Below are 22,261 nucleotides of genomic sequence, written 5' to 3' on the forward strand. Positions count from 1 at the left end.
TCAGTCCTCGCGGCCCCGGCGGATGCCGTCGATTCCGACCGCCATGATGATGACGAGCCCCTTCGAGACGACCTGCCAGTGCGCGGACAGCCCGAGGAGGACGAAGGCGTTGCTGAGGAGCGCCATCAGGAGCGCGCCGAGCACCACGCCGTGGATCGAGCCGCGCCCGCCCGAGAGCGCGGTCCCGCCGAGGATCACCGCCGCGATCACGTCGAGTTCGTAGCCCCGGCCGAGATCGGGATTGGCGCTCGCGAGATTGCCGGCGAGAATGATGCCGCCGAGCCCCGCGAGCATGCCGCAGAGGATGAAGACGAGCATCCGCGTCCCCTCCACGTCGATCCCCGCGAGCCGCGCCGCCGTCGGATTGTCGCCGACCGCGTAGATGTTCCGGCCGATCCGGGTCCGCGACGCGAAGACGTGGAAAAGGACCGCGAGCACCAGCATCAGGATCAGCGACACCGGCACGGTGTAAATCCGCTCCGCGCCGAGGAACCCGGCGACGCCGCCGGAATAGGAGATGGGGATCCCGCCGGTGATCAGGAGCGCGATGCCGCGCGCGATCGAGAGCGTGCCGAGCGTCGCGATGAAGGGATTGATGTTGAGCCGGGTGAAGAGCCCGCCGTTCACCGCGCCGACCAGCGCCCCGGTACCGAGCCCCGCGAGAAGCGCGAGTTCCTGGCCGCCGGTGGCGCGCGCCACCCAGGCCGAGATCACCGCCGAGAGGCCGATGACCGAGCCGACCGAAAGGTCGAGCCCGCGCGAGATGATGACGAGCGCCTGGCCGAGCGCGACGATCGCGACGACCGAGCCCTGGCGCCCGACGTTCAGCAGGTTGCGGGGCGTGAGGAAGAACTCGTTGGCGAAGGTCAGGAACACGACCAGCGCCACGATCATCAGCGCGACCGAGGCCTCGCGCCGCCGGAGCAGCGCGCCGCCGAGGCCGCGGGCGCGCGCGGCCGCGCCCATCTCCGCCCCCATCGCCATCAGACGCCGTTCTCGCGGAACCTGCCGTCGAGGAACGCCTTCGCGCGGGGCACGTCCTCCTCGCTCAGATGCTCGATGATGACCGGGATGTTGGGATGCTTCTCGGCCAGGCGACGCAGATAGAGGTCGTAGTTGAGCGAGCCGAGCCCCGGCGCCGGAAGCTCGATCTCGCCCACGCCGCGGAAGGTGTGGCTCTCGAGCGCGTCGGCGTCGCCGATGTCGGCGTGCTTCTCCGATTTGTCCTCGCCCGAACGCTTCACGTCCTTCGCATGGGCGATCCGGATCTTGTCGCTCAGCGTGTCGAAGACCTGGTTCAGGATCCGGTCCATGTCGTCGATGTTGTGCGTCTCGAAGTAGTTCGTCGGGTCCATCAGCAGGCCGAGGCCGGGATGGTCGACCTGGGCGAACATCCGCGCCGTCTCCTCGACCGAGCCGACGACGTTGTTGACATAGGTCTCGAGCAGGAAGACCGCGCCGTGGTCATGGGCGGTCCGGGCGAGATCCGCGATCACCGCGCGGCACTCCTCGAACCCCTCCTCGGTCTTGTTGCGCGGGTGATGCACCCAGTCGGATTCGGTGTTGTAGGTGCCGGTCTCGGAGATGACGTAGGGCGTGCCGAAATGGCGCGCGTTGCGGATGATCTCCTTGAGATAGCCGACGCGTCTCGCACGCTCCTCCTTGTCGGGATGGATGATGTTCGTATAGCCGGAGATGCAGCTGATCGGCAGGTGGTGGTCACGGAAGACGTCGCGCACCTGCTTCGCCTTCGCCTCGGTGATCTGGCCCGCGCTCAGGTCCACGTCCTTGAAGTGCAGGTCGAGCTGCACGGTGTTGAAGTCGAGCCCGCGGATCTTCTTCGCCGTCTCCTCCAGTCCGTAGGGGAAATATCCGGTGAATATGCCGGCCTGCATCATGACGTTCCGTCCTCCCGATTTTTCTTTCAGTCGATCGCGATCTCGGACAGCCGCACCGTCCGGCCCTCCGCGATCGAGCGGTAGCCCGCCTCGATGAGCGCCACCGTCCCGATGTTGTCCGCCACCGTCAGGGCCGGCGGCGCGCCGGTGCGCACCGCGTGCTGGAGCTGCTCCATCACGCCGATGAAGGCATGCGGGAACCACATCGTCTCCCAGGATGGCGAGACCCATGCCCCGCCCGTCTCGCGCGTCGAGGCATAGCTGAGCGTCGAGGCCTCGCCCGTCGGCCAGCCGATCGTGCCCCGCGCCACCCCTTCCGTGCCCTCCACCCGCCAGCGGATGTGCTGGTCGTCGGCGTAGCCTTCCCGGCGCGGGCCGGACCAGACGTCCTCGGAGGTCAGCGCCAGCACGCCCGAGGGAAAGCGCAGCGTGGAGACGGTGATCCCGTCCGAATGCGGGAAGGTCGTCCGCGGATCCTTCCGCGTCACGGTGGTGATGTCCTCCGGCTCGCCGAACAGGAAGCGCAGCGCGTCGAGGTGATGGACGCTCATGTTCGCGAGCGTGAGCCGGTCGTAGTCGGCGAGGAAGCTCTGCCAGTGCGGGATCGCGTGCATGTCGATCTGCGCGAAGACGATCTCCCCGAGCGCCTCGCGGTCGATGAGCTGCCTCAGCGCCCGGATCGACTGGTCGTAGCGCATGTTCTGGTTGACCGACAGCGGCTTGCCCGCCGCCGCCGCCTCGTCGCGCAGCGCCCGCGCCTCGGCGAGGGTGAGCGCGAGGGGTTTCTGGGCGAGGATGCCACTGACATGGGGCTGCCTCAGCGCGTGCCGGATCAGCGCCGGCTGCCGGTCCGGCGGAAAGGCGAGGTCGACGATCTCCACGCCCGGATCCTCGATCAGCGCCTCGGGCGTCGCATGGACCTTCGGGATGCCCCAGCGTTCCGCGACGCGCCGCGCGTTCGCCTCGGAGCGGGAAGCGATGCCGATGACCGGAAAGCCCGCCTCCGCGTAGGCGGCGAGATGGCACTCCGCCATGATCATCCCCGCGCCGACGCAGCCGATCCTCACGTCGCGGGTCCGGATCGGGGGATCGGGCTCGAACGGGGCCGGTTCCGGCCGCGCCTCGGCGCGCGCCTCGAGGGTCTTGTCCATGCGCTGGCGGCCTCCCGTCCGCTGGCGGCTTCTTCGCCGGCGGGGTGACTTTCGTCCTCCGCCGGTCGGAGCCGGTTTGGGATGCATGTTGACGAGGTCATCCTCGGCAGTCAACATCATTTCCCACCAGATCACATCATCTGGAGTCATCATGGAGGTGGGCGCCGTGCGGTCGACCGTGCAGGACATTGCCCGCGAGGCGGGCGTTTCGACGGCGACCGTGGATCGGGTGCTGAACGAGCGCGGCGGCGTGCGGAGCCGGACGCGCGAGGTGGTTCTCGAGACCGCGCAGCGCCTGGGCTACATCGCGGAAGGCGCGCCGCCCCGGGCCGCGCCCCCGATCCGGCTCGCCTTCGTGCTGCCGCGCGGGACCAACGCCTTCATGGCGATGCTCGGCCGCCAGATCGAGCTCCAGGCGGCGGCGCGGCCCGAAGTGGCGGTCGCGATCGAGGCGATCGAGGGCTTCGACCCCGACACGCTCTCGGCGACGCTCCGCGACCTGCGCGGCAGGGTCCAGGGGGTGGGCGTCGTCGCGCTCGACCATCCGAAGGTGCGCGAGGCGATCCGGCTGCTCTCGGAGAGCGGGATCCCGGTGGTGACGATCGCCTCCGACATCCCGCGGGTTCCCCGCGAGGCCTATGTCGGCATCGACAACCGCCAGGCGGGGCGGCTCGCCGGCTATGTGCTCGGCCGCTTCCTCGGCGGCGGCGGTCCGCGCAAGGTGGCGATGCTGGCCGGATCGCTCTCCTACCGCGGCCACGAGGAACGCGAGATGGGGTTCCGCCACGTGCTGGCCGAGGACTTCCCCGCGCTCGAGATCGTCGCCCTCCGCGAGATGCGCGACGACCGGGACCGGGCCTACGCGGAGGCCTCCACCCTCCTCGACCGGCATCCGGACCTCGCGGGGATCTACAACATCGGCGCCGGGAACCAGGGGATCGCGCGCGTGCTCGTGGAACGGGACCGCGCGAAATCGGTGGTCTTCGTCGCGCATGACGCCACGGATGCGAACCGCGCGCTGCTTCTCAACGGCACGCTCGACGCGATCATCGACCAGAACCCGCGGGTCGAGGCCCGCGAGGCGCTGAACATCCTGACCGACGCGATCCGCGGCACCCGCTCCGAGCCGCATCCGCCCCGGCTGCAGATCATCTTCCGCGAGAACCTGCCCGAGACCTGAGGGAAGGACCGCCGCGCCGCGGCGAGCCATCGCGCGGGACGCGGTCAGGGACCCGAAGAACCCGGACCCGGCGAAGGGCGGGAGTCCGCCCCGCTCCCACGAGTATTGAAGCCTCGACGCCCGCTACTCGCGGAGGGAGCACAACCCTCTGATAACGCTCGCCGCGTTTCGGGCTCACTTCGGAGAAGGCGTATTGGGCGGGCTTCAGGATTCACTCCGGTACGATTGCGAGCAGGCGAGCCTCTCGACGGTCGGCGATTGTTCGAACGGCGTCCTCGCGCAGAGCATCGGCGCCGCCGGCGGCGCGGCCGGCGTCGCGACGGTGGGCGGCCAGGCGGGAACCGGCGGGGCCGGCGGGTCGGTCTCGCTCTACCCGTTCTCGGGCGCGATGGAGACCTCCGGGGATTACGCCTGCGGCCTCTTGGCGCAATCGGTGACGGGCGGCGGCGGGTCGGGCGACTACGACACGCGCCGGACCGTGTCCCCGGGGGGCGACGCCGCCGGGGCGAAGGGCAGGCAGAGCGCGGCCAGCGTCGCCGGCCGCCTGCGGGTCACCTATACCTACGCGGTCGGCGATGGGATCTACCTCCGCCCCGCGCTCGATCTCGATGTCGATGCGAGCGGGCGGAGAGGGGCTCCGCGCCTTCGCGAGCCTCGGCGCCGCCTTCTCGACGGACGGGGCGACCGCGCATTTCGTCGGCGCCTCCGTCGGCGGGTTCACCTCCGAGGTCGCCCTGCCGAGACGCCACGCCCGGATCGGCGCCGGGGTCGAGATGGCCGGGGAGGGGCGATACACGCTCCGCGCCGATCACGAGGGCGCCTTCGGCTCCGGCCTCGAAACCCACGCCATCGCGCTCCGGGCCGGAATCCGGTTCTAGCCACCGTCCCGGCGCGAAGGGGCGCGCCGCTGAAGAGCGGCGCGCCACCGGGACCGGGATAGGGGAGGATGTCAGAAGAGGAAGTCGTCCTGGCTCAGGTGGGCGAGCTGTGTGTCCTCGAGCGTGAGGACATTGCCGTGGCCGAAGTCCAAGACCACGTCGTCGCCCTGCTGGCTGGCCGCGTTCTCGATGCTCCCCCAGTCATCCCAGGCGCCGCTGACACGGAGCCTGACGACGTCCTCCCCGGGCTGGAAATCGGTGATCGTGTCCGAACCCGAACGGAAGACGAAGGTATCCGCCCCGGCGCCGCCGGTCATCTCGTCGTCGCCCGCGCCGCCGTCGAGATAGTCGCGGCCCTCGCCGCCGATCAGCGCGTCGTCGCCGTCGCTGCCGTAGGCCTTGAGCCGGATCGCGCCGGCCGAGAGCTCGCTCGCGTCGATCGTGTCGTCCCCGCCGAGCCCGTTCACCCGGAGAACCTCGGTCTTCTCGATGTCGAGGGTGAAGTTGCCGAGATTGGTGCGCTCGAACTGGACCCCATCGCCGGAGTCGCGGATCTCGAAGATGTCGCCCGCCGTCTCGGCGCCCTCGACCTCCGCGGTATCGTGGCCCCTTCCGCCGTTCATCACGTCGGAACCGTCGCCGTTGTCCCACTCCATGACGTCGTCGCCGTCGCCACCCTTCATCACGTCGTCGCCGACCTCGCCTTCGAGATGGTCGTCGCCGTCGCCGCCGCTGAGATAGTCGTCGCCGCTGCCGCCGGTCAGTTCGTCGTCGCCGTCGCCGCCATAGGCCTTGAGTTCGATCCGGCCGGCCGAGAGCTCGCTCGCGTCGATCGTGTCGTCCCCGCCGAGCCCGTTCACCCGGAGAAGCTCGGTCTTCTCGATGTCGAGGGTGAAGTTGCCGAGATTGGTGCGCTCGAACTGGACCCCGTCGCCGGAGTCGCGGACCTCGAAGATGTCGCCCGCCGTCTCGGCGCCCTCGACCTCCGCGGTGTCGTAGCCCCTTCCGCCGTTCATCACGTCGGAACCGTCGCCGTTGTCCCATTCCATGACGTCGTCGCCGTCGCCACCCTTCATCACGTCGTCGCCGACCTCGCCCGCGAGATGGTCGTCGCCGTCGCCGCCGCTGAGATAGTCGTCGCCGCTGCCGCCGGTCAGTTCGTCGTCGCCGTCGCCGCCATAGGCCCTGAGCCTGATCGCCCCGGCTTCCAGGCCGCTCGCATCGATCTCGTCGTCGCCGCCAAGACCCTTCACCACCAGCTTCTCGGTCTCGCGGATGTCGAGCGCGAAGGGACCGAGATTGACACGCTCGAACCGGACATGGCCCGCCGCGCCCTCGACGACGAATTCGTCGCCGTCCGTGTCGGCGCCGTTGACCTCGGCGGTGTCGTAGCCGGTCCCGCCGTTCATCAGGTCGGAACCGTCGCCGTTGTTCCAGACCATCCGGTCGCGGCCCGCCTCGCCCTTCATGATGTCGTCGCCGCGATTGCCCACCAGCAGGTCGTTCCCGTCGCCGCCGAGGAGATAGTCGTCGCCGTCGCCGCCCAGGACGGTGTCGTTCCCCCCGAGCGCCTCGATCCGCTCGTCCGCGGTCCCGCCGGTCAGAAGCTCCGCGGCGTCCGTTCCGGAAATGAGCTTGCGTGCCATCGTGTCGTCTCCTTCACCCGTTTTCGGCGACCCCGTCATGGCGTCGCTGTTCATGGGTCGTGGCGGGATCGGGAACGGTTCAAACTTTCTCGGCCGCGAGGTCGATTTTTCTCGCGAAGGCCTCCGGGACGTGGGATCCCAGCAAGCGGACGGGCGCGATGAGCCGGGGGAGCGGCGCGGGCGGAAGGATGGGGATGGCGGATCCGGACAGCGACGAGGCGCTCATCGCCCGCGTCGCCCAAGGCGACAGGGCGGCGATGAAGCGCCTCTACGACCGGGTCTCCGATCCGCTCTTCCGCTTCCTGCGCGCGCGCCTGCGCGACCCGTTCGAAGCCGCCGATGTCTCGCAGGAGACGTTTCTCGAAGTCTGGCGCGGCGCCGCGCGGTTCGAGGGCCGTTCGAGCGCGCGGACCTGGATCCTCGGCATCGCGCGCAACCGCGCGATCGACCGGATGCGCCGCTCGGGCCGCGAAATCCCCGCCGAGCCGGACGAGACGATCGCCGACGAGGCGCCCGATCCCGAGGCCGTGGCCGAGGCCGCGAGCGACGCGGCGCGGGTGCGTGCCTGCCTCGACGGCCTGAGCGACGCGCATCGCGCGGCGGTCGAACTCGCCTTCTTCCAGGGTCTCGCCTATCGCGAGATCGCGGAGGTCGAGGGCATCCCCGAGGGCACGGTGAAGACGCGGATCCTGCATGCGAAGCAGCTTCTCAAACGCTGCCTCGCCGCCGTGATCCGGTTCCGCTGATCTCAGTTGGCCTGGGCGGATTCGACGATCGAGGGTTCCGCCAGCAGCCGCCGAAGGCCCGCGTCGCGGCTCTCCAAATCGGGAAAGCCGAGCGTCCAGAGGCCGAGCGCGCTGGGGCCGCCGGTGACGACCGCGCCGATCTCTCCGAGCAGCGCGCGGATCCGGGCCTCGGTCGCCTCGGGTACGAAGGCGACGGTGACCGTTCCCGCCTCGGCCTTGGTCGCGGGGCGATAGAGACCCTCGTCGCCGCGGTTCCCGAGGAAGGGCACGACGCCGAACTGCCAGAGGCCGACGGCGAGCAGCGCCGCCGCGGCGATCCGGAGCGGCTCGCGCCAGCGGCGCGGCGGCGCGGCCCCTGTCCTCGCGCGCGCCCCCGCGTGTGGCTCCGCCCCTGCCTCGGCGTCGAGCGCGCGCGACAGCCGCGCCCATCCCAGTTCGCCGGGCGTGCTCTCATCCGCGGTCGCGCGCGCGTTGACGAGGCCGCGCATCAGGGCGATGTCGGCGCGAACCTCCGCGGACGCCCGCGCGGCGCGCTCGACCGCGGCTGTGTCCCCGGCGCCGAGCACGCCCCGGACATAGTCCATCAGCATGGCATCGTCCGGTCGATCTGGAAGCTCGGTCATCGTCGCGTTCCTCAATTCCCGCCTCATGGCTATGCCGGGCGCGGAGTCTATGGAAGAGTAGTCGAACGAAAGGCGTTCGGGGTTCAATTTCGCAGGCCTCCGCCGGCCCCCCGCGGCCGGGACGGGCGGCGGCGGACAAGGGGAGGGGCCACCATGGTTTCGCAAGGCTGGCGGACGGCGCTCCTCCTGGCGCAACTCGCGCTTCTCGGCTGCGCCGGACCCGCGGAGAAGGCGCCGCCGCCGGAGCGGATCGCCCGGGACGCCGCCGATGTCGTGGATCCGCGCGAGATCGTGACCCTCGTGCCCGACCCCGGCGCCGCCGACCGGCTGGCCGCCGCGGCGACGCGGCGCGGCTACGCGCTCGCCAGGCGAAGCCGGCTCGGCGCGCTCGGCTTCGATCAGCTCGTGTTCCGGATGCCCGCCGACCGCGACGGGCCCGAAGCCATCGCGGAGATCGAGGCGCTGGAGGCGAGCGCCACCGCCGGGCTGAACCACGCCTATCGTCTCCAGGCCGGGGCGGCGGGCGCCGGCCGGGTCTATGCCGACCGGCTGCTGGGCTGGGCGGAGGACGGCTGCCCGGCGCGCGTGCCGATCGGGATGATCGACGGTCCGGTGGACGCGGCCGCGCCCTCGCTCGCCCGCGCGCGGATCGATCAGAAGGATTTCACCGGCGGCCCCGCGGGCGCGCGGCACGGCACCGCCGTCGCCGAGATCCTCGCCGGTCCGGGGCGGCTCTCGGGCGCGGTGATCCACAGCGCCGCCGTCGTCTCGGACCGCGAGGATCCCGAGGGCGCCGCGGGCGTCGACACGCTGATGCTGGCGCTCGACTGGCTGGCGCGGTCGGGCGTCGAACTGGTGAACGTCAGCCTCGCCGGCCCCTACAACAAGATCCTCGACCAGGGCGTGCGGGCCGCGGACCGGCGCGGGATGATCCTCGTCGCGGCGGCCGGGAATACCGGCGCGGACGGCCCGCCGCGCTATCCGGCGGCGTTTCCGCGGACCATCGCGGTCACCGCCATCGACGCGGCGGCGCGGCCCTACGCGGAGGCGCCGCGTGGGGATCACATCGATTTCGCGGCGCCCGGCGTCGACATCTACCTCCGGCTCGAAGGGCCGGGGGAATATCTCTCGGGCACCTCGCTCGCCGCGCCCTATGTCACCGCGCTCCTCGCGGGGGCGCGGCTGCCGCGATCGGCGGGCGCGGCGCGCGACGCGCTGGCGGCGGAGGCGCGCGATCTCGGCGCGGACGGCCGCGACGAGGTCTTCGGCGCCGGCCTGCCCCGCCCGGCCCCGGCCTGCCGGCGAGGCTGACGGCAAGTCTGACGTCGGCGCGCGCTAGCGCCCGCCGGGCGCGGAAAGCCCGGCCGCGACGCGGGCGAGTTCCGAGAGCGCGCGGTCGCGGCTCTCGCCGCCCTCCTCGTCGGGATGCTCGATATAGGCGCAGGTCAGCACCGCGATCGCCTCGCGCCCCGGGCCGAGCACGGGCACGCTGAGATCGGTGACGCCGACGAGCTGGCCGGAAGGCTCGACCCGCGCCCCCCTTTCGCGCACCGCCGCGAGACGCGGCGCGACCTCGGCGAGGCGCGCGCCCGCCGCGCCGACGCCCCAGGCGCCGAGCGTCTCGAGCACGCGGCCCGGATCCTGGAAGGCGAGCAGCGTCAGGCCCGAGCCGGTGGAGAAGAGGTCGACCTGCCCGCCGATCCGGGCGCGGAATTCCCAGTGCCCGGTCGGACTCGCCTGCGCGACGATAATCCCGACCCCCTGCTCCGGCACGACCAGATGGCAGGATTGCCGCGTCGCCCGCGCGAAATCATCCATCAGCGGCTGGGCCTGCGCGACCAGGCGGCGGAGCGGCGGAAAGCGCGTGCCGAGCAGATAGAGCTTCATCGTCAGCGCGTAGCGGTCGCCGCCCTCGATCCGGGTCACGTAGCCGCGCGCCACCAGCCGTTCGAGCATCCGGTAGATCTGCGACGGGCCGAGGCCCAGTTCCTTGACGATCTCGGTCCGGGTCAGCCCCCGCCCCTGGAGGGAGAGAACCTCGAGGATGTCGAGCCCCTTGTCGAGCGCCGGGGCGCGGTAACGATCGGCGGCATCCCGCGCTTCCTCCTCGGTCGGCTCGCCCATCACTCCCCTCCCCGCCCGCGACGCCGGCGCGTCCCGAGGAATCGCTTGCGTTGTCGGTTTACCCATGAATAATCCGTTCATATAAAAAATACGACAAAAATGGGGAGGAGTCGCATGCGTCTGCGCGACAAGACGGTTCTCGTCACGGCGGCCGGTCAGGGAATCGGGCGTGCCAGCGCGCTCGCCCTGGCGGCGGAGGGCGCGACCGTGATCGCGACCGATCTCGACGGCGGCCTGCTCGCCACGCTCGACGGCCTCCGGACCGAGGTTCTGGACGTGACCGACGGCGCCGCGGTCGCGGCGCTCGCGGCCGAGGTCGGGCCGCTCGACGGGCTCTTCAACTGCGCGGGCTTCGTGCATCACGGCACGATCCTCGACATTTCCGACGCGGACTGGGACTTCAGCGTCGCGCTCAACGTCACCGCGATGATGCGGCTGACGCGCGCCTGCCTGCCGGGACTGCTCGCCCGCGCGGCGGAGACCGGCACGGCCTCGATCCTCAACATGGCCTCGATGGCCTCCTCGATAAAGGGCTTCCCGAACCGGACCGCCTATGGCGCGACCAAGGCGGCGGTGATCGGTCTGACCAAGGGGATCGCGGCGGATTTCGTGAAGCAGGGCCTGCGCTGCAACGCGCTCTGCCCCGGCACGGTCGATACGCCGAGCCTGCGCGGGCGCATCGCCGCCGCCGCCGATCCGGTCCAGGCGGAGAAGGATTTCATCGCGCGCCAGCCGATGGGCCGGCTCGCCACCGTGGACGACATCACGCCGATGGTCGTCTACCTCCTGTCCGACGAAAGCCGCTTCGTCACCGGCCAGGCGGTAAGCGTCGACGGCGGCGTCACGATCTGACCCGCGGGGGGAGAGGCGGAGATGCCGGTCATCGACGCGCATTGCCACTTCTGGCGGCTCGATCGCGGCGATTACGGCTGGCTCGCCGGCACGGGCGGTCCGCTCGCCCCGATCCGCAGGGATTTCGCGCCCGGCGACTATCCCGGCGCCGCGCGGATCATCGCCGTGCAGGCCGCGCCGACGCTCGCGGAGACGGACTACCTGCTCGGGCTCGCGCGCGCGCATGACGCGATCCTCGGCGTCGTCGGCTGGGTGGATCTCGCCGCGCCCGGCGCGGTCGCGGATCTCGCGGCGCGGGCCGGCGATCCCGCGCTTCTCGGCATCCGGCCGATGCTCCAGGACATCGCGGAGACGGACTGGATCCTGACCGCGCCCCGGCCCGACGCGCTCGCCGCGCTCGCCGACCTCGGGCTCGCCTTCGACGCGCTCGTGACGACGCGCCACCTGCCCGCGCTCGCGCGCTTCGCGGCGGAGAACCCGGAGCTTCCGCTCGTCATCGACCACGCGGCGAAGCCCCGGCCGGGCGACGGCGCGGACTGGGAGGCGGGGATGCGGGCGCTCGCGGCGGATCCGAGGGTCCACTGCAAGCTCTCGGGCCTCCTGACCGAGCTTCCGGCCGAGGCGCTGCGCGATCCGGCCCCGGCGCTCGGCTCCGTCGTCGGCCGGCTGCTCGACTGGTTCGGGCCGGAACGGCTGATCTGGGGCAGCGACTGGCCGGTGCTGACGCTCGCCGCTCCTTACGCGGACTGGGCCGCGCTGACCGAGAGGCTGCTCGGCGGGCTCACCGCCGCCGAGCGGGAGGGGATCATGGGCGGCAACGCCGCGCGCTTCTATGGAGTGGCCGCGTGAGCGAGCTGGTACGACTTGAAGGGATCGACAAGCATTTTCCCGGCGTCCACGCGCTCAGGGCGGTCGGCTTCGACCTCCGCCCGGGCGAGGTGCACGCGCTGATGGGCGAGAACGGCGCCGGGAAATCGACGCTGATGAAGGTGCTCTCCGGCGTCTACCAGCCCGACGGCGGCCGGATCCTGATCGACGGCGCCGAGGTCAGCCTGCCGACGCCGAAGGCCGCGCGCGATCTCGGCATCGGGATCATCCACCAGGAACTGGCGCTGATGCGCGACCTGACGGCGGCGCAGAACATCTGGATCGGGCGCGAGCCCCGGCTCTCCTTCGGGCGGATCGACGAGGCGAGGCTGAACGCGGAGGCGGAGGCGATCTTCGCCACGATGCGCCTCGGGATCGATCCGCGCGCCCCCGTCGCGGGGCTCAGCATCGCGCTCCAGCAGATGGTGGAGATCGCCAAGGCGCTCTCCTTCCGCTCGCGCGTGCTCATCATGGACGAGCCAACGGCGGCGCTGAACGACGCCGAGATCGCCGAGCTCTTCACGATCGTCCGCCGGCTCCGGGCCGAGGGCGTCGGGATCATCTACATCAGCCACAAGATGGACGAGATCAAGCGGGTCGCCGACCGGGTGACGGTGATGCGCGACGGCGCGACCGTGGGCACGGTGGAGGCCGCCGACACGCCGATCTCGCGCATCATCTCGATGATGGTGGGCCGCGAACTGACCGAGGAGAAGGCGGCCATCCCCGACCTCGCGGCCGCGCCCGCGGCGCTCGAGGTCAGCCATCTCTCGCGCGGCGCGGACCTGCGCGACATCGGCTTCACGCTGCGCAAGGGCGAGATCCTCGGCTTCGCCGGGCTCATGGGCGCCGGGCGCACCGAACTCGCCCGCGCGATCTTCGGCGCCGAACCGGCGGACACGGGCGAGATCCGCGTGCATGGCCGGCCCGTCACCATCCGGACGCCGCGCGACGCGGTGCGCGCCGGGATCGGCTATCTCTCGGAGGACCGCAAGCAGTACGGCCTCGCGCTCGGCCTCGACGTGCGGGCCAATATCGCGATGGCGAGCCTGCCGCGCTACGCCGACCGGATCGGCCGGATCGACGAGGGGGCGCTCGCCCGCGTCGCACGGGACTATATCCGGACCCTCGGCATCCGCACGCCGGACGACACGCGGGAGGTCCGGCTGCTCTCGGGCGGCAACCAGCAGAAGGTCGTGATCGCGAAATGGCTGCTGCGCGATTGCGACATCCTGATCTTCGACGAGCCGACGCGCGGCATCGACGTCGGCGCGAAGGCCGAGATCTACCGGCTGCTCAACGAACTCGCGGGCCTGGGCAAGGCGATTATCGTCATCTCCAGCGAACTGCCGGAGGTGCTGCGCCTCGCGCACCGGATCGCGGTCATGTGCGAGGGACGGCTGACCGGCATCCTGCCCGGTGGCGCCTCGCAGGAGGAAATCATGGAACTCGCGACGGAGGGGATGGCGGCATGAGCGCGACCGGGACGGCGCAAAGCGGGACGACGACGGCGCGCGCCGCGCGGCGCTCGGGCGCGCAGCGGAAGCTCCTCGCCTTCGCGAGCCTGATCCTGCTCGTCGCGGGTTTCTCGATCGCCAGCCCGAACTTCTTCCAGCTTTCGAACATCATGGCGATCCTCCAGGCCGCCTCGGTCAACGGCGTGCTGGCGGTCGGGGTCACGCTCATCATCATCACCGGCGGCATCGACCTCTCGATCGGCACGCTGATGACCTTCTGCGCGGTGATGACCGGGGTCGTGCTGACCTGGGGCGGCATGCCGCTGCCGCTCGGGATCGCGGCGGCGCTCGCGACCGGCGCCTGCTGCGGCCTCGTCTCCGGCACGCTGGTCGCGAAGGCGAAGATCCCGCCCTTCATCGCCACGCTCGGCATGATGCTGATCCTGAAGGGCCTGTCGCTCATCGTGACGGGAACGAAGCCGATCTACTTCAACGACACGCCGAGTTTCACGCTGATCGCGCAGGGCTCGCTGATCGGCGCGGTGGTCCCGGCCTTTCCGGTGCCCAATGGCGTGCTGGTGCTCTTCGTCGTCGCCGCGGCCGTCGCCTGGATCCTCGGGCGGACCGTGCTCGGCCGCTACACCTTCGCCCTCGGCTCCAACGAGGAGGCGGCGCGGCTCTCGGGCGTCAACACCGACGGCTGGAAGATCGCGATCTACGCGCTCGCGGGCGGGATCGTCGGGATCGGCGGCCTGCTGATCGCGAGCCGGCTCAACTCGGCCCAGCCCGCGCTCGGCCTCGGCTACGAACTCGAGGCCATCGCCGCGGTGGTGATCGGCGGCACCTCGCTCTCGGGCGGGCGCGGCACGGTGCTCGGCACGCTGATCGGCGCGCTCATCATGGCGGTGCTGACCAACGGGCTGCGCGTGATGTCGGTCGCGCCCGAATGGCAGACGGTGGTGACCGGGATCATCATCATCGTCGCGGTCTACGGCGACCAGCTTCGCCGCGGCGCGGCGCGCTGAACGGACAAGAACGTGAGCATCAGGGAGGAAAACATGTTCACCAGACGTGCCTTGCTCGGCGCCGCGGCGGCGCTCTCGCTGGCGGCGGGCGCGACCGGCGCCTTCGCCCAGGACCAGATGTACATCCCGCTCATCTCCAAGGGCTTCCAGCACCAGTTCTGGCAGGCGGTGAAGGCGGGCGCGGACAGGGCGGGGGCGGAACTCGGCGTCACGGTCAGCTTCGAGGGACCGGACAACGAGAGCCAGGTCGACAAGCAGATCGACATGCTCGCCGCCGCGCTCGCCAAGCACCCGGCCGCGATCGGCTTCGCCGCGCTCGACAGCCAGGCGGCGATCCCGCTGCTGAGGCAGGCGCAAGAAGCCGACATCCCGGTCATCGCCTTCGACTCCGGCGTCGACAGCGACATTCCGGTGGCGACGGCGGCGACCGACAACCTCGCCGCCGCCGCGCTCGCCGCCGACAAGATGGCCGAGATGATCGGCGGCGCCGGGCCGGTCGCGGTGGTCGCCCACGACCAGACCTCGCGCACCGGCGTCGACCGGCGCGACGGTTTCGTGAACCGGATGAAGGAGGCGCATCCGGACGTCGAGATCGTCGACATCGAATACGGCGGCGGCGACCATCTGCAATCGACCGAGATCACCAAGGCGATCCTGACCGCGCATCCCGACATCAAGGGCATCTTCGGCACCAACGAGGGTTCGGCGATCGGCGTGGTGAACGGCGTCCGGGAATCCGGCGTGAAGGGCGTCACCGTCATCGGCTACGATTCCGGCAAGGCGCAGAAGGATGCGATCCGCGACGGGCTGATGGCCGGCGCGATCACCCAGAACCCGGTCGGCATCGGCTACGAGACGGTGAAGGCCGCCGTCGCCGCCGCGAAGGGCGAGCCGGTGGAGAAGACCATCGATACGGGCTTCTTCTGGTACGACAAGACGAATATCGACGATCCGGAGATCGCCGCCGTTCTCTACGACTGACCACCCCGAGGAAATGGCCGGGGGCGCCCGCCCCCGGACCGGAGAATGAGGATATCATGAAACTGTTGCGCTATGGCCCGCCGGGTCAGGAAAAGCCGGGCCTGCTCGACGCGGCCGGCACGATCCGCGATCTCTCGGCCCAGGTCGACGACATCGCGGGCGACGCGCTGCTGCCCGAGGGTCTGGCGCGGCTCGCGGCGCTCGATCCCGAAAGCCTGCCACGGGTCGAGGGCGCGCCCCGGATCGGGCCCTGCGTCGGCCGCGTCGGCAAGTTCATCTGCATCGGGCTCAACTACGCCGACCACGCCGCCGAGAGCGGGCTGCCGGTGCCCGACGAGCCGGTGGTCTTCAGCAAGTGGACCTCCGCCATCTGCGGCCCGAACGACGACGTGGAGATCCCGCGCGGCTCGACCAAGACCGACTGGGAGGTCGAGCTTGGCGTCGTGATCGGCAAGGGCGGGCGCTACATCGATGAGGCCGACGCGCTCTCCCATGTCGCGGGCTACTGCGTGGTGAACGACGTCTCCGAGCGCGAATGGCAGATCGAACGCGGCGGCACCTGGGACAAGGGCAAGGGCTGCGACACCTTCGGTCCGCTCGGCCCCTGGCTGGTCACGCCCGCCTCGGCCGGCGACATCGACAACCTCGCGATGTGGCTCGAGGTGGACGGCAACCGCTACCAGAGCGGCTCGACCGCGACGATGATCTTCAAGGTGCCCGCGATCATCGCCTATCTCTCGCGCTTCCTGTCGCTCCAGCCGGGCGACGTGATCTCGACCGGCACGCCGCCGGGCGTCGGCCTCGGCATGAAGCCGCCGGTCTATCTCAAGGGCGGCGAGGTGATGCGGCTCGGGATCGAGAACCTGGGCGAGCAGGAGCAGAAGGTCGTGCGCCCATGACACGGATCACGGGCCTCCGGACCATCGACGTGCGGTTCCCGACCAGCCGGCATCTCGACGGGTCGGACGCGATGAACCCCGACCCGGACTATTCGGCGGCCTATGTGATCCTCGAGACCGACGGCCCCCACCAGGGCCACGGGCTGACCTTCACCATCGGCCGCGGCAACGAGATCTGCGTCGCGGCGATCGAGGCGCTGCGCCCGCTGGTGGTGGGGCTCGACATGGCCTGGGTCGCGGAGGACATGGGGCGATTCTGGCGCCATGTCACCTCCGACAGCCAGCTCAGATGGATCGGTCCCGACAAGGGGGCGATCCATCTCGCGACAGGCGCGATCGTCAACGCGGTCTGGGATCTCTGGGCGAAGCTCGAGGGCAAGCCGGTCTGGCGGCTCGTCGCGGAGATGAGCCCGGAGGAATTCGTGCGCTGCGTCGACTTCCGCTACCTGACCGACTGCGTCACGCCGGAATGGGCGCTCGACTTCCTGACGCGCCAGGCGGAGGGCAAGGCGGAGCGGATCGCGACGCTGAGGACCGAGGGCTATCCCTGCTACACCACCTCCGCCGGCTGGCTCGGCTATGACGACGTGAAGCTGCGGCGGCTCTGCCGGGAGGCGGTGGCGGCGGGCTTCCGCCATGTGAAGATGAAGGTCGGCCGCGATCTCGCCGACGACATCCGCCGCCTGACCATCGCGCGCGACGAACTCGGCCCCGACGTCCGGCTGATGATCGACGCGAACCAGGTCTGGGAGGTCGACCAGGCGATCGACTGGGTGAGGCAACTCGCCTTCGCGGAACCCTGGTTCATCGAGGAGCCGACCAGCCCCGACGACGTGGAGGGGCATCGCAGGATCCGCGCGGGCGTGGCCCCGGTCGAGGTCGCGACCGGCGAGATGTGCCAGAACCGGATCCTGTTCAAGCAGTTCATCATGCGGGGCGCGATCGACGTGGCGCAGATCGACGCCTGCCGCCTCGGCGGGCTGAACGAGGTGCTGGCGGTCCTGCTGATGGCGGCGAAATACGGGCTCAAGGTCTGCCCACACGCGGGTGGCGTCGGCCTCTGCGAATACGTGCAGCACATGTCGATGATCGACTACACTTGCGTCGCCGGCACGCGCGAGGGGCGGGTGATCGAATATGTCGACCATCTGCACGAGCATTTCCTCGATCCCTGCGTGATCCGGAACGCGGCCTACATGCCGCCGGAGGCGCCCGGCTTCTCGATCGAGATGAAGCCCGCGAGCCTCGGCGCCTATCGTTTCGAGGCCGCCTGATGGATCTCGGCCTCCGTGACAGGCTGATCGTCGTCACCGGCGGCGGATCGGGCATCGGCGCGGCGATCACCGAGGTTCTCGCCGAGGAGGGCGCGCGCCCGGTGATCCTTGCCCGCCGCGCCCCCGACGCGGACTGGCTCGCCGCCACCGGGGCGGATTTCGTCGCGGTCGAACTCTCCGACGACGAGGCCTGCCGGGCGGCGGTCGCGACGCTCCGCGCCAGGCACGGCGCGGTGCACGGGCTCGTCAACAACGCGGGCGCGAATGACGGCGTGGGGCTCGACGCGGGGCCGGCGGCCTTCCGCGCGAGCCTCGACCGGAACCTCGTCCACTACTACACGATGGCGCATCTTCTGGCCGACGACCTCCGCGCGGCCCGGGGGGCGATCGTCAACATCGGCTCCAAGACCGGGCTGACCGGACAGGGCGGCACCTCGGCCTATGTCGCGGCCAAGGCGGCGGCGCTCGGGCTCACGCGGGAATGGGCGGTGGATTTCCTGCCCTCCGGCGTCCGGGTCAACGCCGTCGTCGTGGCCGAGGTGATGACCCCGCTCTACCGCCGCTGGCTCGACACGCTCGCCGATCCGGAGGCGGCGCTCGCCGAGATCACCCGGCGCATCCCGCTCGGGGGCCGCATGACCACGGCGCGCGAGATCGCCGATACCTGCGTCTTCCTGCTCTCGGACCGCTCCGGCCATACGACGGGGCAATGGATCCACGTCGACGGCGGCTATGTCCATCTCGACCGCGCCCTCGCCGGCGCGATGCGCTGATCCGGCCGGCGCGCGCCTCCTGCGATACCCCTTCGGCCCGGCTTCCGCGGCCCCGCGCCGCCGCGGGCCGGGGCTTGGCCCCTCCCCGCCTTATCGATTAGGTGGTCCGACGGGGTCGAGACGACGATCAAGGGGGGAAGATGAGGCCAGAGGACAGGAAGGACCCGACCGCCGCCTTCCCGGACGGCCCGCCCCCCGCCCCTGGGGAGCACAGGACGGATCCGCCCTCCCGGCGCGCGCGGATCCACCAGATCCTCGAGCAGCCGAGCCGGACGGACAGGCTGTCCTGGGCGGTCGAACTCGGTCTCATCGCCCTCGTGCTCGCCAATGTCATCGGGGTCGCGCTCGAAACCGAACCGGCGCTGCATGCCGAATACCGCTGGGAATTCTTCCTGTTCGACGCGCTCTCGGTCGGGATCTTCACCGTCGAATACGCGCTGCGCCTCTGGGTCAGTCCAGAGGGCAATCCGAGAAAGCCGCCCTGGCGGGCGCGGCTGCGCTACGCGCGCACGCCGATGGCGCTGGTCGACCTCGTCGCGATCCTGCCCTTCTATCTCGCGCTGGTCTTCCCGCTGAACCTCCAGGCGCTCCGTGTCCTGCGCCTCTTCCGGGTCTACAAGCTCGCGCGCTACTCCCCCGCGCTGGCGGTGCTCATGTCGGTGATCCGCGAGGAGGCCGCCTCGCTGGCGGCGGCCTTCTCTATCCTCGCGATCCTGCTCGTCTTCGCCGCCACCGGCGCCTATTTCGTCGAACGCGCGGCCCAGCCGGAGAATTTCGGCTCGATCCCCGAGGCGATGTGGTGGGCGATCGTCACGCTGACGACGGTGGGCTACGGCGACGTCACCCCCGTCACGGCGGCCGGAAGGATCTTCGGCGCCTTCGTCACCGTGCTCGGCGTCGGCGTGGCGGCGCTTCCCGCCGGTATCCTCGCCAGCGGCCTCGCCGATCACCTGCGCCGCCGCCGCGATCACCTGCGGATCCAGTTCCGCCTCGCGCTCGAGGACGGGAAGATGGACCTCACCGAGGGCCGCGCGATCGAACGGCTCCGGGGCGAACTCGGCATCAGCCACGACATCGCCCGCGCGATCTACGACGAGGTGCTGCTGAAGCGCCGGCGCGACGGCGAGGTGGTCTGCCCCAGATGCGGCCACCGGATCCGGCGCGCCGAGCCGGCCGAATGAGCCTCCCGGCCCGTCCGGAGACGGGCCGGGACGGGCGGGGTCACTCCGCCGGATGCGGCCTCGCATGGGTGGCGAGCGCCGCCTCGGCCGCGGGATCGATCCCGAGCGATTCCGCGTCGCCCGCCGCCGGATCGCCATAGACCGCGAGATCCATCTTGCCCTCGCTCTTGGCCACGATGGTCGAGACCACCGCGTCGCCGGTGATGTTGACCGCGGTCCGGATCATGTCCATCAGCCGGTCGACGCCGAGGATCAGCGCGATCCCCTCGACCGGCAGGCCGACCTGCGTCAGCACCATGGTCAGCATGACGAGCCCGACCCCCGGCACGCCCGCCGTGCCGATCGAGGCCAGCACCGCCATCGCGATCACCGTGAGATAGCCGCCGAGGCCGAGGTCGATGCCGTAGACATTGGCGAGGAAGACCGTCGCCACGCCCTGCATGATCGCGGTCCCGTCCATGTTGATCGTCGCGCCGAAGGGCACGGTGAAGGAGGCGACCGAATTGTCGACGCCCATCCGCTCCGTCACGCAGCGCATCGTCACCGGGATCGTCGCGTTCGAGCTCGCCGTCGAGAAGGCGAAGAGCTGCGCCGGACGGATCTTGCGCATGAAGGGCACCGGGTTGAGACCCGAGAAGACCTTCAGGATCACCATCAGCGTGACGAAGAGATGCAGGAAGAGCGAGCCGACCAGCGTCGCCACATAGGCGAGGACCGGCACGAACAGGTCGATCCCCTGCTCCGCGAAGACCTTGGCGATCAGGCAGAAGACGCCGTAGGGCGCGAAATGCATGACGATGCCGACGACCTTCATCATCAGCTCGTTCATGTATTCGCAGGCCCGCGCGAAACCCGCGGATTCCTCGCCGAGCATCACCGCGGCGATGCCGACGACGATCACGTAGAAGATGATCTGGAGCATGTCGCCATTGGTGAAGGCCGCGACCGGGTTGCCCGGCACGATGTTGGCGAAGACCTCCCAGACCGAGGGCGCCTCCGCCGCGGTCACGCCGCTCGCGTCGACCCCCTCCATGACGAAGCCCTGCCCGGGTCCGACGAGCAGCGCGATGCCGATCGCGATGGCGATCGCGATCGCCGTGGTGAGGATGTAGAGCGCGAAGGACTTGCCCCCCACGCGCCCCAGCACGCGGATGTCGCCGATCCCCATCACCCCGGTCAGGAGGGAGAAGATGACGAGAGGCACGACGAGCATCTTCAGCGCGTTGACGAACATCTTGCCGACCATCGCGAAGAGCCCGCCGACGATCTGCTCGTCGATGAAGGGCGAGCCGATCCGGTTCGCGATCAGCCCGACCGCGACGCCGAGCACCATGCCGAGCATGATCTTGGTTGTGAGAGACATCTTCCTGGCCGTGGTGGTAGTCATGCCTGATCCCCTTTCCTGGCCCGTGACGATTTCGTGATGCCGGAAGAAGATACAGCCTCGGCGCTCAAAATCGAGGCCTCGTGACGGGAAGAGGCGGAATCGCGGGCGAACCGGCACGAACCGACGCCGCGACTCCGCCCGTTTGCCCATTTGATCGGCGGAACCCGAAGGCCGCCCTTCCCCGCGCGGGAAGGACGGCGGCCCGAGGCGTGAGGATCAGGAGGGGCGCGCGCCCGGCTCGTTCACCGCCCAGTCGAGGCCGAAGGGATCGCGCAGCATGCCCCAGCGGTCGCCCCAGAACATCCTCTCGAAGGGCATCACCACCTCGCAGCCGGCCGCCACCGCGCGGTCCCACCATGCCTGTCCGTCCGCGACGACGAGCTGGAGATGGAAACCCTGGGGCCGCCTCGGCGCCTGCCCCTCGGCGCACATCCCCGTCATCATCAGCGCGCCGCCGTTGATCTCGAGCTGGACATGCATGATCCCGCCGCTCGCCGCGTCGGCGAACCGGCCGATCTCGCGCGCGGCGAAGGCCCGGGCGTAGAAATCCGCCGCCTCGCCGGCCTTGCCGGGCATCGAGACATAGGGAATGACCCCGAGCATCACCCGGGGGGCGAAGGCGGGCGTCTCCATCGTCGTCTCGGCCATTGATCTTCCTCCCCTGTCGCTCCGGCCCTTGCCCGGCCGGAGGGTGTCACGCCTCGCGCCGGAACAGGAGGCGCAGGTAGCGCGCGAGGTGATCGACGCCGCGCCGCGCGGCCTCCGGATCCCCCGTCGCCTTGGCAAGCACGAATCCGCCCTGCAGCACCGCCTGGACATGGAGCGCGAGGCCTCCGGCCTCCGCCCCGTCGCGCCCGGCGGCTTCGAGCGCGGCCCGGATGTCGGGTTCGAGGCGCGCCGCGTGGCCGGTGATCCCCTCGGCGCAGGCGGCGCGGATCGCCTCCGAACTCGCATAGGCCTCCTGCGCCATCGTGCCGAGCAGGCAGGTGAATTCCTCGAACGGGCCGTCGATGATCGCCCGGCGCAGCGCGACATAGCCGAGCACGCGCTCGGCGGGATCGGCGCGCGTCGTCCAGTCCGCCGCGAAGAGCCCCTCCGCCAGCGCGCCGAAATGCGCCGCCGCGGCGACCGCCAGCGCCTCCTTGGAGCGGAAGTGATGGAAGAAGGCGCCTTTGGTCACCCCCGCCGCGCGGCAGAGCTCGTCGACCGAGGTCGCCGCGTAGCCCTGGCGGCGGATCACCGTCAGCGCGGCGTCGAGCAGCTTCAGGCGGGCATCCTTGCGCGGGAGGGGCTGGGTCATGCGCGCAACATACCAACTG

Annotated in this window: 22 protein-coding genes; 13 read left to right on the forward strand and 9 right to left on the reverse strand. The window is 70.6% G+C overall.

Annotated elements, in window-relative coordinates; all coding sequences use genetic code 11:
- From FJM51_RS10210 to FJM51_RS10220, 3 genes are read right to left on the reverse strand one after another with little or no spacing between them, the layout of a single operon-like run.
- A complete protein-coding gene (locus FJM51_RS10210) occupies positions 1 to 984 on the reverse strand; it encodes an ABC transporter permease (RefSeq protein WP_210240259.1) in 984 nt (327 codons plus the stop codon).
- A complete protein-coding gene (locus FJM51_RS10215) occupies positions 984 to 1,898 on the reverse strand; it encodes a sugar phosphate isomerase/epimerase family protein (protein WP_140454033.1) in 915 nt (304 codons plus the stop codon). The genes FJM51_RS10210 and FJM51_RS10215 overlap by 1 nt, the downstream gene beginning before the upstream one ends.
- Before the next feature lie 26 nt (positions 1,899 to 1,924).
- The gene (locus tag FJM51_RS10220; RefSeq protein WP_140454034.1) at positions 1,925 to 3,049 is read right to left on the reverse strand and encodes a Gfo/Idh/MocA family protein; all 1,125 of its coding nucleotides are present in this window, start codon (positions 3,047 to 3,049) and stop codon (positions 1,925 to 1,927) included.
- A 166-nt stretch (positions 3,050 to 3,215) separates the two neighbouring features.
- Between FJM51_RS10220 and FJM51_RS10225 the strand changes: the two genes are divergently transcribed.
- Together FJM51_RS10225 and FJM51_RS10230 are read left to right on the forward strand one after the other, a co-directional pair.
- Complete coding sequence (locus tag FJM51_RS10225; RefSeq protein WP_140454102.1) at positions 3,216 to 4,229, forward strand: LacI family DNA-binding transcriptional regulator; 1,014 nt, start codon at positions 3,216 to 3,218, stop codon at positions 4,227 to 4,229.
- A 575-nt stretch (positions 4,230 to 4,804) separates the two neighbouring features.
- On the forward strand, positions 4,805 to 5,107 hold the full coding sequence (locus FJM51_RS10230; protein ID WP_140454035.1) for a hypothetical protein: 303 nt from the start codon (positions 4,805 to 4,807) through the stop codon (positions 5,105 to 5,107).
- A gap of 71 nt (positions 5,108 to 5,178) precedes the next feature.
- On the opposite strand, the gene FJM51_RS10235 is transcribed toward FJM51_RS10230, so the two are convergent.
- Positions 5,179 to 6,753 (reverse strand): calcium-binding protein, encoded by a 1,575-nt coding sequence (locus FJM51_RS10235; RefSeq protein ID WP_181164520.1) that lies wholly within the window; start codon positions 6,751 to 6,753, stop codon positions 5,179 to 5,181.
- 194 nt (positions 6,754 to 6,947) lie between these two features.
- Here FJM51_RS10235 and FJM51_RS10240 point away from each other — a divergent pair, with 194 nt between their 5' ends.
- Positions 6,948 to 7,499, forward strand: a complete 552-nt coding sequence (locus FJM51_RS10240) for an RNA polymerase sigma factor (RefSeq protein ID WP_181164521.1) — start codon at positions 6,948 to 6,950, stop codon at positions 7,497 to 7,499.
- 2 nt (positions 7,500 to 7,501) lie between these two features.
- On the opposite strand, the gene FJM51_RS10245 is transcribed toward FJM51_RS10240, so the two are convergent.
- Positions 7,502 to 8,122, reverse strand: a complete 621-nt coding sequence (locus FJM51_RS10245) for a hypothetical protein (protein ID WP_140454038.1) — start codon at positions 8,120 to 8,122, stop codon at positions 7,502 to 7,504.
- A 153-nt stretch (positions 8,123 to 8,275) separates the two neighbouring features.
- Between FJM51_RS10245 and FJM51_RS10250 the strand changes: the two genes are divergently transcribed.
- Positions 8,276 to 9,433 (forward strand): S8 family serine peptidase, encoded by a 1,158-nt coding sequence (locus tag FJM51_RS10250; protein ID WP_140454039.1) that lies wholly within the window; start codon positions 8,276 to 8,278, stop codon positions 9,431 to 9,433.
- Positions 9,434 to 9,457: 24 nt separating this feature from the next.
- Here FJM51_RS10250 and FJM51_RS10255 read toward each other — a convergent pair whose 3' ends face one another.
- Complete coding sequence (locus FJM51_RS10255) at positions 9,458 to 10,246, reverse strand: IclR family transcriptional regulator (protein ID WP_140454040.1); 789 nt, start codon at positions 10,244 to 10,246, stop codon at positions 9,458 to 9,460.
- A gap of 114 nt (positions 10,247 to 10,360) precedes the next feature.
- Between FJM51_RS10255 and FJM51_RS10260 the strand changes: the two genes are divergently transcribed.
- From FJM51_RS10260 to FJM51_RS10300, 9 genes are all read left to right on the forward strand, one after another.
- Positions 10,361 to 11,098: an SDR family oxidoreductase gene (locus tag FJM51_RS10260; RefSeq protein ID WP_140454041.1), complete on the forward strand. Its 738-nt coding sequence runs from the start codon at positions 10,361 to 10,363 to the stop codon at positions 11,096 to 11,098.
- A 21-nt stretch (positions 11,099 to 11,119) separates the two neighbouring features.
- Positions 11,120 to 11,947 carry an amidohydrolase family protein gene (locus tag FJM51_RS10265; RefSeq protein ID WP_140454042.1) on the forward strand — a complete coding sequence of 276 codons (828 nt, stop codon included), beginning with the start codon at positions 11,120 to 11,122 and terminating at the stop codon, positions 11,945 to 11,947.
- The gene (locus tag FJM51_RS10270) at positions 11,944 to 13,440 is read left to right on the forward strand and encodes a sugar ABC transporter ATP-binding protein (protein ID WP_140454043.1); all 1,497 of its coding nucleotides are present in this window, start codon (positions 11,944 to 11,946) and stop codon (positions 13,438 to 13,440) included. Before FJM51_RS10265 ends, FJM51_RS10270 begins: the two co-directional genes overlap by 4 nt.
- The gene (locus FJM51_RS10275; RefSeq protein WP_140454044.1) at positions 13,437 to 14,447 is read left to right on the forward strand and encodes an ABC transporter permease; all 1,011 of its coding nucleotides are present in this window, start codon (positions 13,437 to 13,439) and stop codon (positions 14,445 to 14,447) included. The genes FJM51_RS10270 and FJM51_RS10275 overlap by 4 nt, the downstream gene beginning before the upstream one ends.
- Positions 14,448 to 14,480: 33 nt before the next feature.
- Positions 14,481 to 15,428, forward strand: coding sequence for an ABC transporter substrate-binding protein (locus FJM51_RS10280; RefSeq protein WP_140454045.1), 948 nt, complete (start codon positions 14,481 to 14,483; stop codon positions 15,426 to 15,428).
- A 56-nt stretch (positions 15,429 to 15,484) separates the two neighbouring features.
- Positions 15,485 to 16,327 (forward strand): ureidoglycolate lyase, encoded by an 843-nt coding sequence (locus FJM51_RS10285; protein ID WP_140454046.1) that lies wholly within the window; start codon positions 15,485 to 15,487, stop codon positions 16,325 to 16,327.
- Positions 16,324 to 17,601, forward strand: coding sequence for an L-fuconate dehydratase (locus FJM51_RS10290; protein WP_140454047.1), 1,278 nt, complete (start codon positions 16,324 to 16,326; stop codon positions 17,599 to 17,601). The genes FJM51_RS10285 and FJM51_RS10290 overlap by 4 nt, the downstream gene beginning before the upstream one ends.
- Positions 17,601 to 18,374, forward strand: a complete 774-nt coding sequence (locus tag FJM51_RS10295) for an L-fucose dehydrogenase (protein WP_140454048.1) — start codon at positions 17,601 to 17,603, stop codon at positions 18,372 to 18,374. Before FJM51_RS10290 ends, FJM51_RS10295 begins: the two co-directional genes overlap by 1 nt.
- A gap of 140 nt (positions 18,375 to 18,514) precedes the next feature.
- Positions 18,515 to 19,555: an ion transporter gene (locus FJM51_RS10300; protein ID WP_140454049.1), complete on the forward strand. Its 1,041-nt coding sequence runs from the start codon at positions 18,515 to 18,517 to the stop codon at positions 19,553 to 19,555.
- 40 nt (positions 19,556 to 19,595) lie between these two features.
- Here the strand turns inward: FJM51_RS10300 and FJM51_RS10305 are convergent, their stop codons facing one another.
- The 3 genes from FJM51_RS10305 to FJM51_RS10315 all read right to left on the reverse strand — a co-directional run bounded on the left by FJM51_RS10305 (position 19,596) and on the right by FJM51_RS10315 (position 22,242).
- Positions 19,596 to 20,918, reverse strand: coding sequence for a dicarboxylate/amino acid:cation symporter (locus FJM51_RS10305; RefSeq protein WP_181164522.1), 1,323 nt, complete (start codon positions 20,916 to 20,918; stop codon positions 19,596 to 19,598).
- Between the two features lie 240 nt (positions 20,919 to 21,158).
- Positions 21,159 to 21,590, reverse strand: coding sequence for a VOC family protein (locus FJM51_RS10310; RefSeq protein WP_140454051.1), 432 nt, complete (start codon positions 21,588 to 21,590; stop codon positions 21,159 to 21,161).
- A gap of 46 nt (positions 21,591 to 21,636) precedes the next feature.
- Complete coding sequence (locus tag FJM51_RS10315) at positions 21,637 to 22,242, reverse strand: TetR/AcrR family transcriptional regulator (RefSeq protein WP_140454052.1); 606 nt, start codon at positions 22,240 to 22,242, stop codon at positions 21,637 to 21,639.
- Between the last annotated feature and the right edge of the window lie 19 nt (positions 22,243 to 22,261).

The organism is Amaricoccus solimangrovi, assembly GCF_006385685.1.
Taxonomy (GTDB): Bacteria; Pseudomonadota; Alphaproteobacteria; order Rhodobacterales; family Rhodobacteraceae; genus Amaricoccus; species Amaricoccus solimangrovi.

What these genes read in the sequence shown, in the direction of transcription:
- FJM51_RS10210 (WP_210240259.1), bottom strand. Translation starts at nt 984, where the DNA reads ATGGCGATGGGGGCGGAGATGGGCGCGGCCGCGCGCGCCCGCGGCCTC.
- FJM51_RS10215 (WP_140454033.1), bottom strand. Translation starts at nt 1,898, where the DNA reads ATGATGCAGGCCGGCATATTCACCGGATATTTCCCCTACGGACTGGAG.
- FJM51_RS10220 (WP_140454034.1), bottom strand. Translation starts at nt 3,049, where the DNA reads ATGGACAAGACCCTCGAGGCGCGCGCCGAGGCGCGGCCGGAACCGGCC.
- FJM51_RS10230 (WP_140454035.1), top strand. Translation starts at nt 4,805, where the DNA reads ATGGGATCTACCTCCGCCCCGCGCTCGATCTCGATGTCGATGCGAGCG.
- FJM51_RS10235 (WP_181164520.1), bottom strand. Translation starts at nt 6,753, where the DNA reads ATGGCACGCAAGCTCATTTCCGGAACGGACGCCGCGGAGCTTCTGACC.
- FJM51_RS10240 (WP_181164521.1), top strand. Translation starts at nt 6,948, where the DNA reads ATGGCGGATCCGGACAGCGACGAGGCGCTCATCGCCCGCGTCGCCCAA.
- FJM51_RS10245 (WP_140454038.1), bottom strand. Translation starts at nt 8,122, where the DNA reads ATGACCGAGCTTCCAGATCGACCGGACGATGCCATGCTGATGGACTAT.
- FJM51_RS10250 (WP_140454039.1), top strand. Translation starts at nt 8,276, where the DNA reads ATGGTTTCGCAAGGCTGGCGGACGGCGCTCCTCCTGGCGCAACTCGCG.
- FJM51_RS10255 (WP_140454040.1), bottom strand. Translation starts at nt 10,246, where the DNA reads ATGGGCGAGCCGACCGAGGAGGAAGCGCGGGATGCCGCCGATCGTTAC.
- FJM51_RS10260 (WP_140454041.1), top strand. Translation starts at nt 10,361, where the DNA reads ATGCGTCTGCGCGACAAGACGGTTCTCGTCACGGCGGCCGGTCAGGGA.
- FJM51_RS10265 (WP_140454042.1), top strand. Translation starts at nt 11,120, where the DNA reads ATGCCGGTCATCGACGCGCATTGCCACTTCTGGCGGCTCGATCGCGGC.
- FJM51_RS10275 (WP_140454044.1), top strand. Translation starts at nt 13,437, where the DNA reads ATGAGCGCGACCGGGACGGCGCAAAGCGGGACGACGACGGCGCGCGCC.
- FJM51_RS10280 (WP_140454045.1), top strand. Translation starts at nt 14,481, where the DNA reads ATGTTCACCAGACGTGCCTTGCTCGGCGCCGCGGCGGCGCTCTCGCTG.
- FJM51_RS10285 (WP_140454046.1), top strand. Translation starts at nt 15,485, where the DNA reads ATGAAACTGTTGCGCTATGGCCCGCCGGGTCAGGAAAAGCCGGGCCTG.
- FJM51_RS10290 (WP_140454047.1), top strand. Translation starts at nt 16,324, where the DNA reads ATGACACGGATCACGGGCCTCCGGACCATCGACGTGCGGTTCCCGACC.
- FJM51_RS10295 (WP_140454048.1), top strand. Translation starts at nt 17,601, where the DNA reads ATGGATCTCGGCCTCCGTGACAGGCTGATCGTCGTCACCGGCGGCGGA.
- FJM51_RS10300 (WP_140454049.1), top strand. Translation starts at nt 18,515, where the DNA reads ATGAGGCCAGAGGACAGGAAGGACCCGACCGCCGCCTTCCCGGACGGC.
- FJM51_RS10305 (WP_181164522.1), bottom strand. Translation starts at nt 20,918, where the DNA reads ATGTCTCTCACAACCAAGATCATGCTCGGCATGGTGCTCGGCGTCGCG.
- FJM51_RS10310 (WP_140454051.1), bottom strand. Translation starts at nt 21,590, where the DNA reads ATGGCCGAGACGACGATGGAGACGCCCGCCTTCGCCCCCCGGGTGATG.
- FJM51_RS10315 (WP_140454052.1), bottom strand. Translation starts at nt 22,242, where the DNA reads ATGACCCAGCCCCTCCCGCGCAAGGATGCCCGCCTGAAGCTGCTCGAC.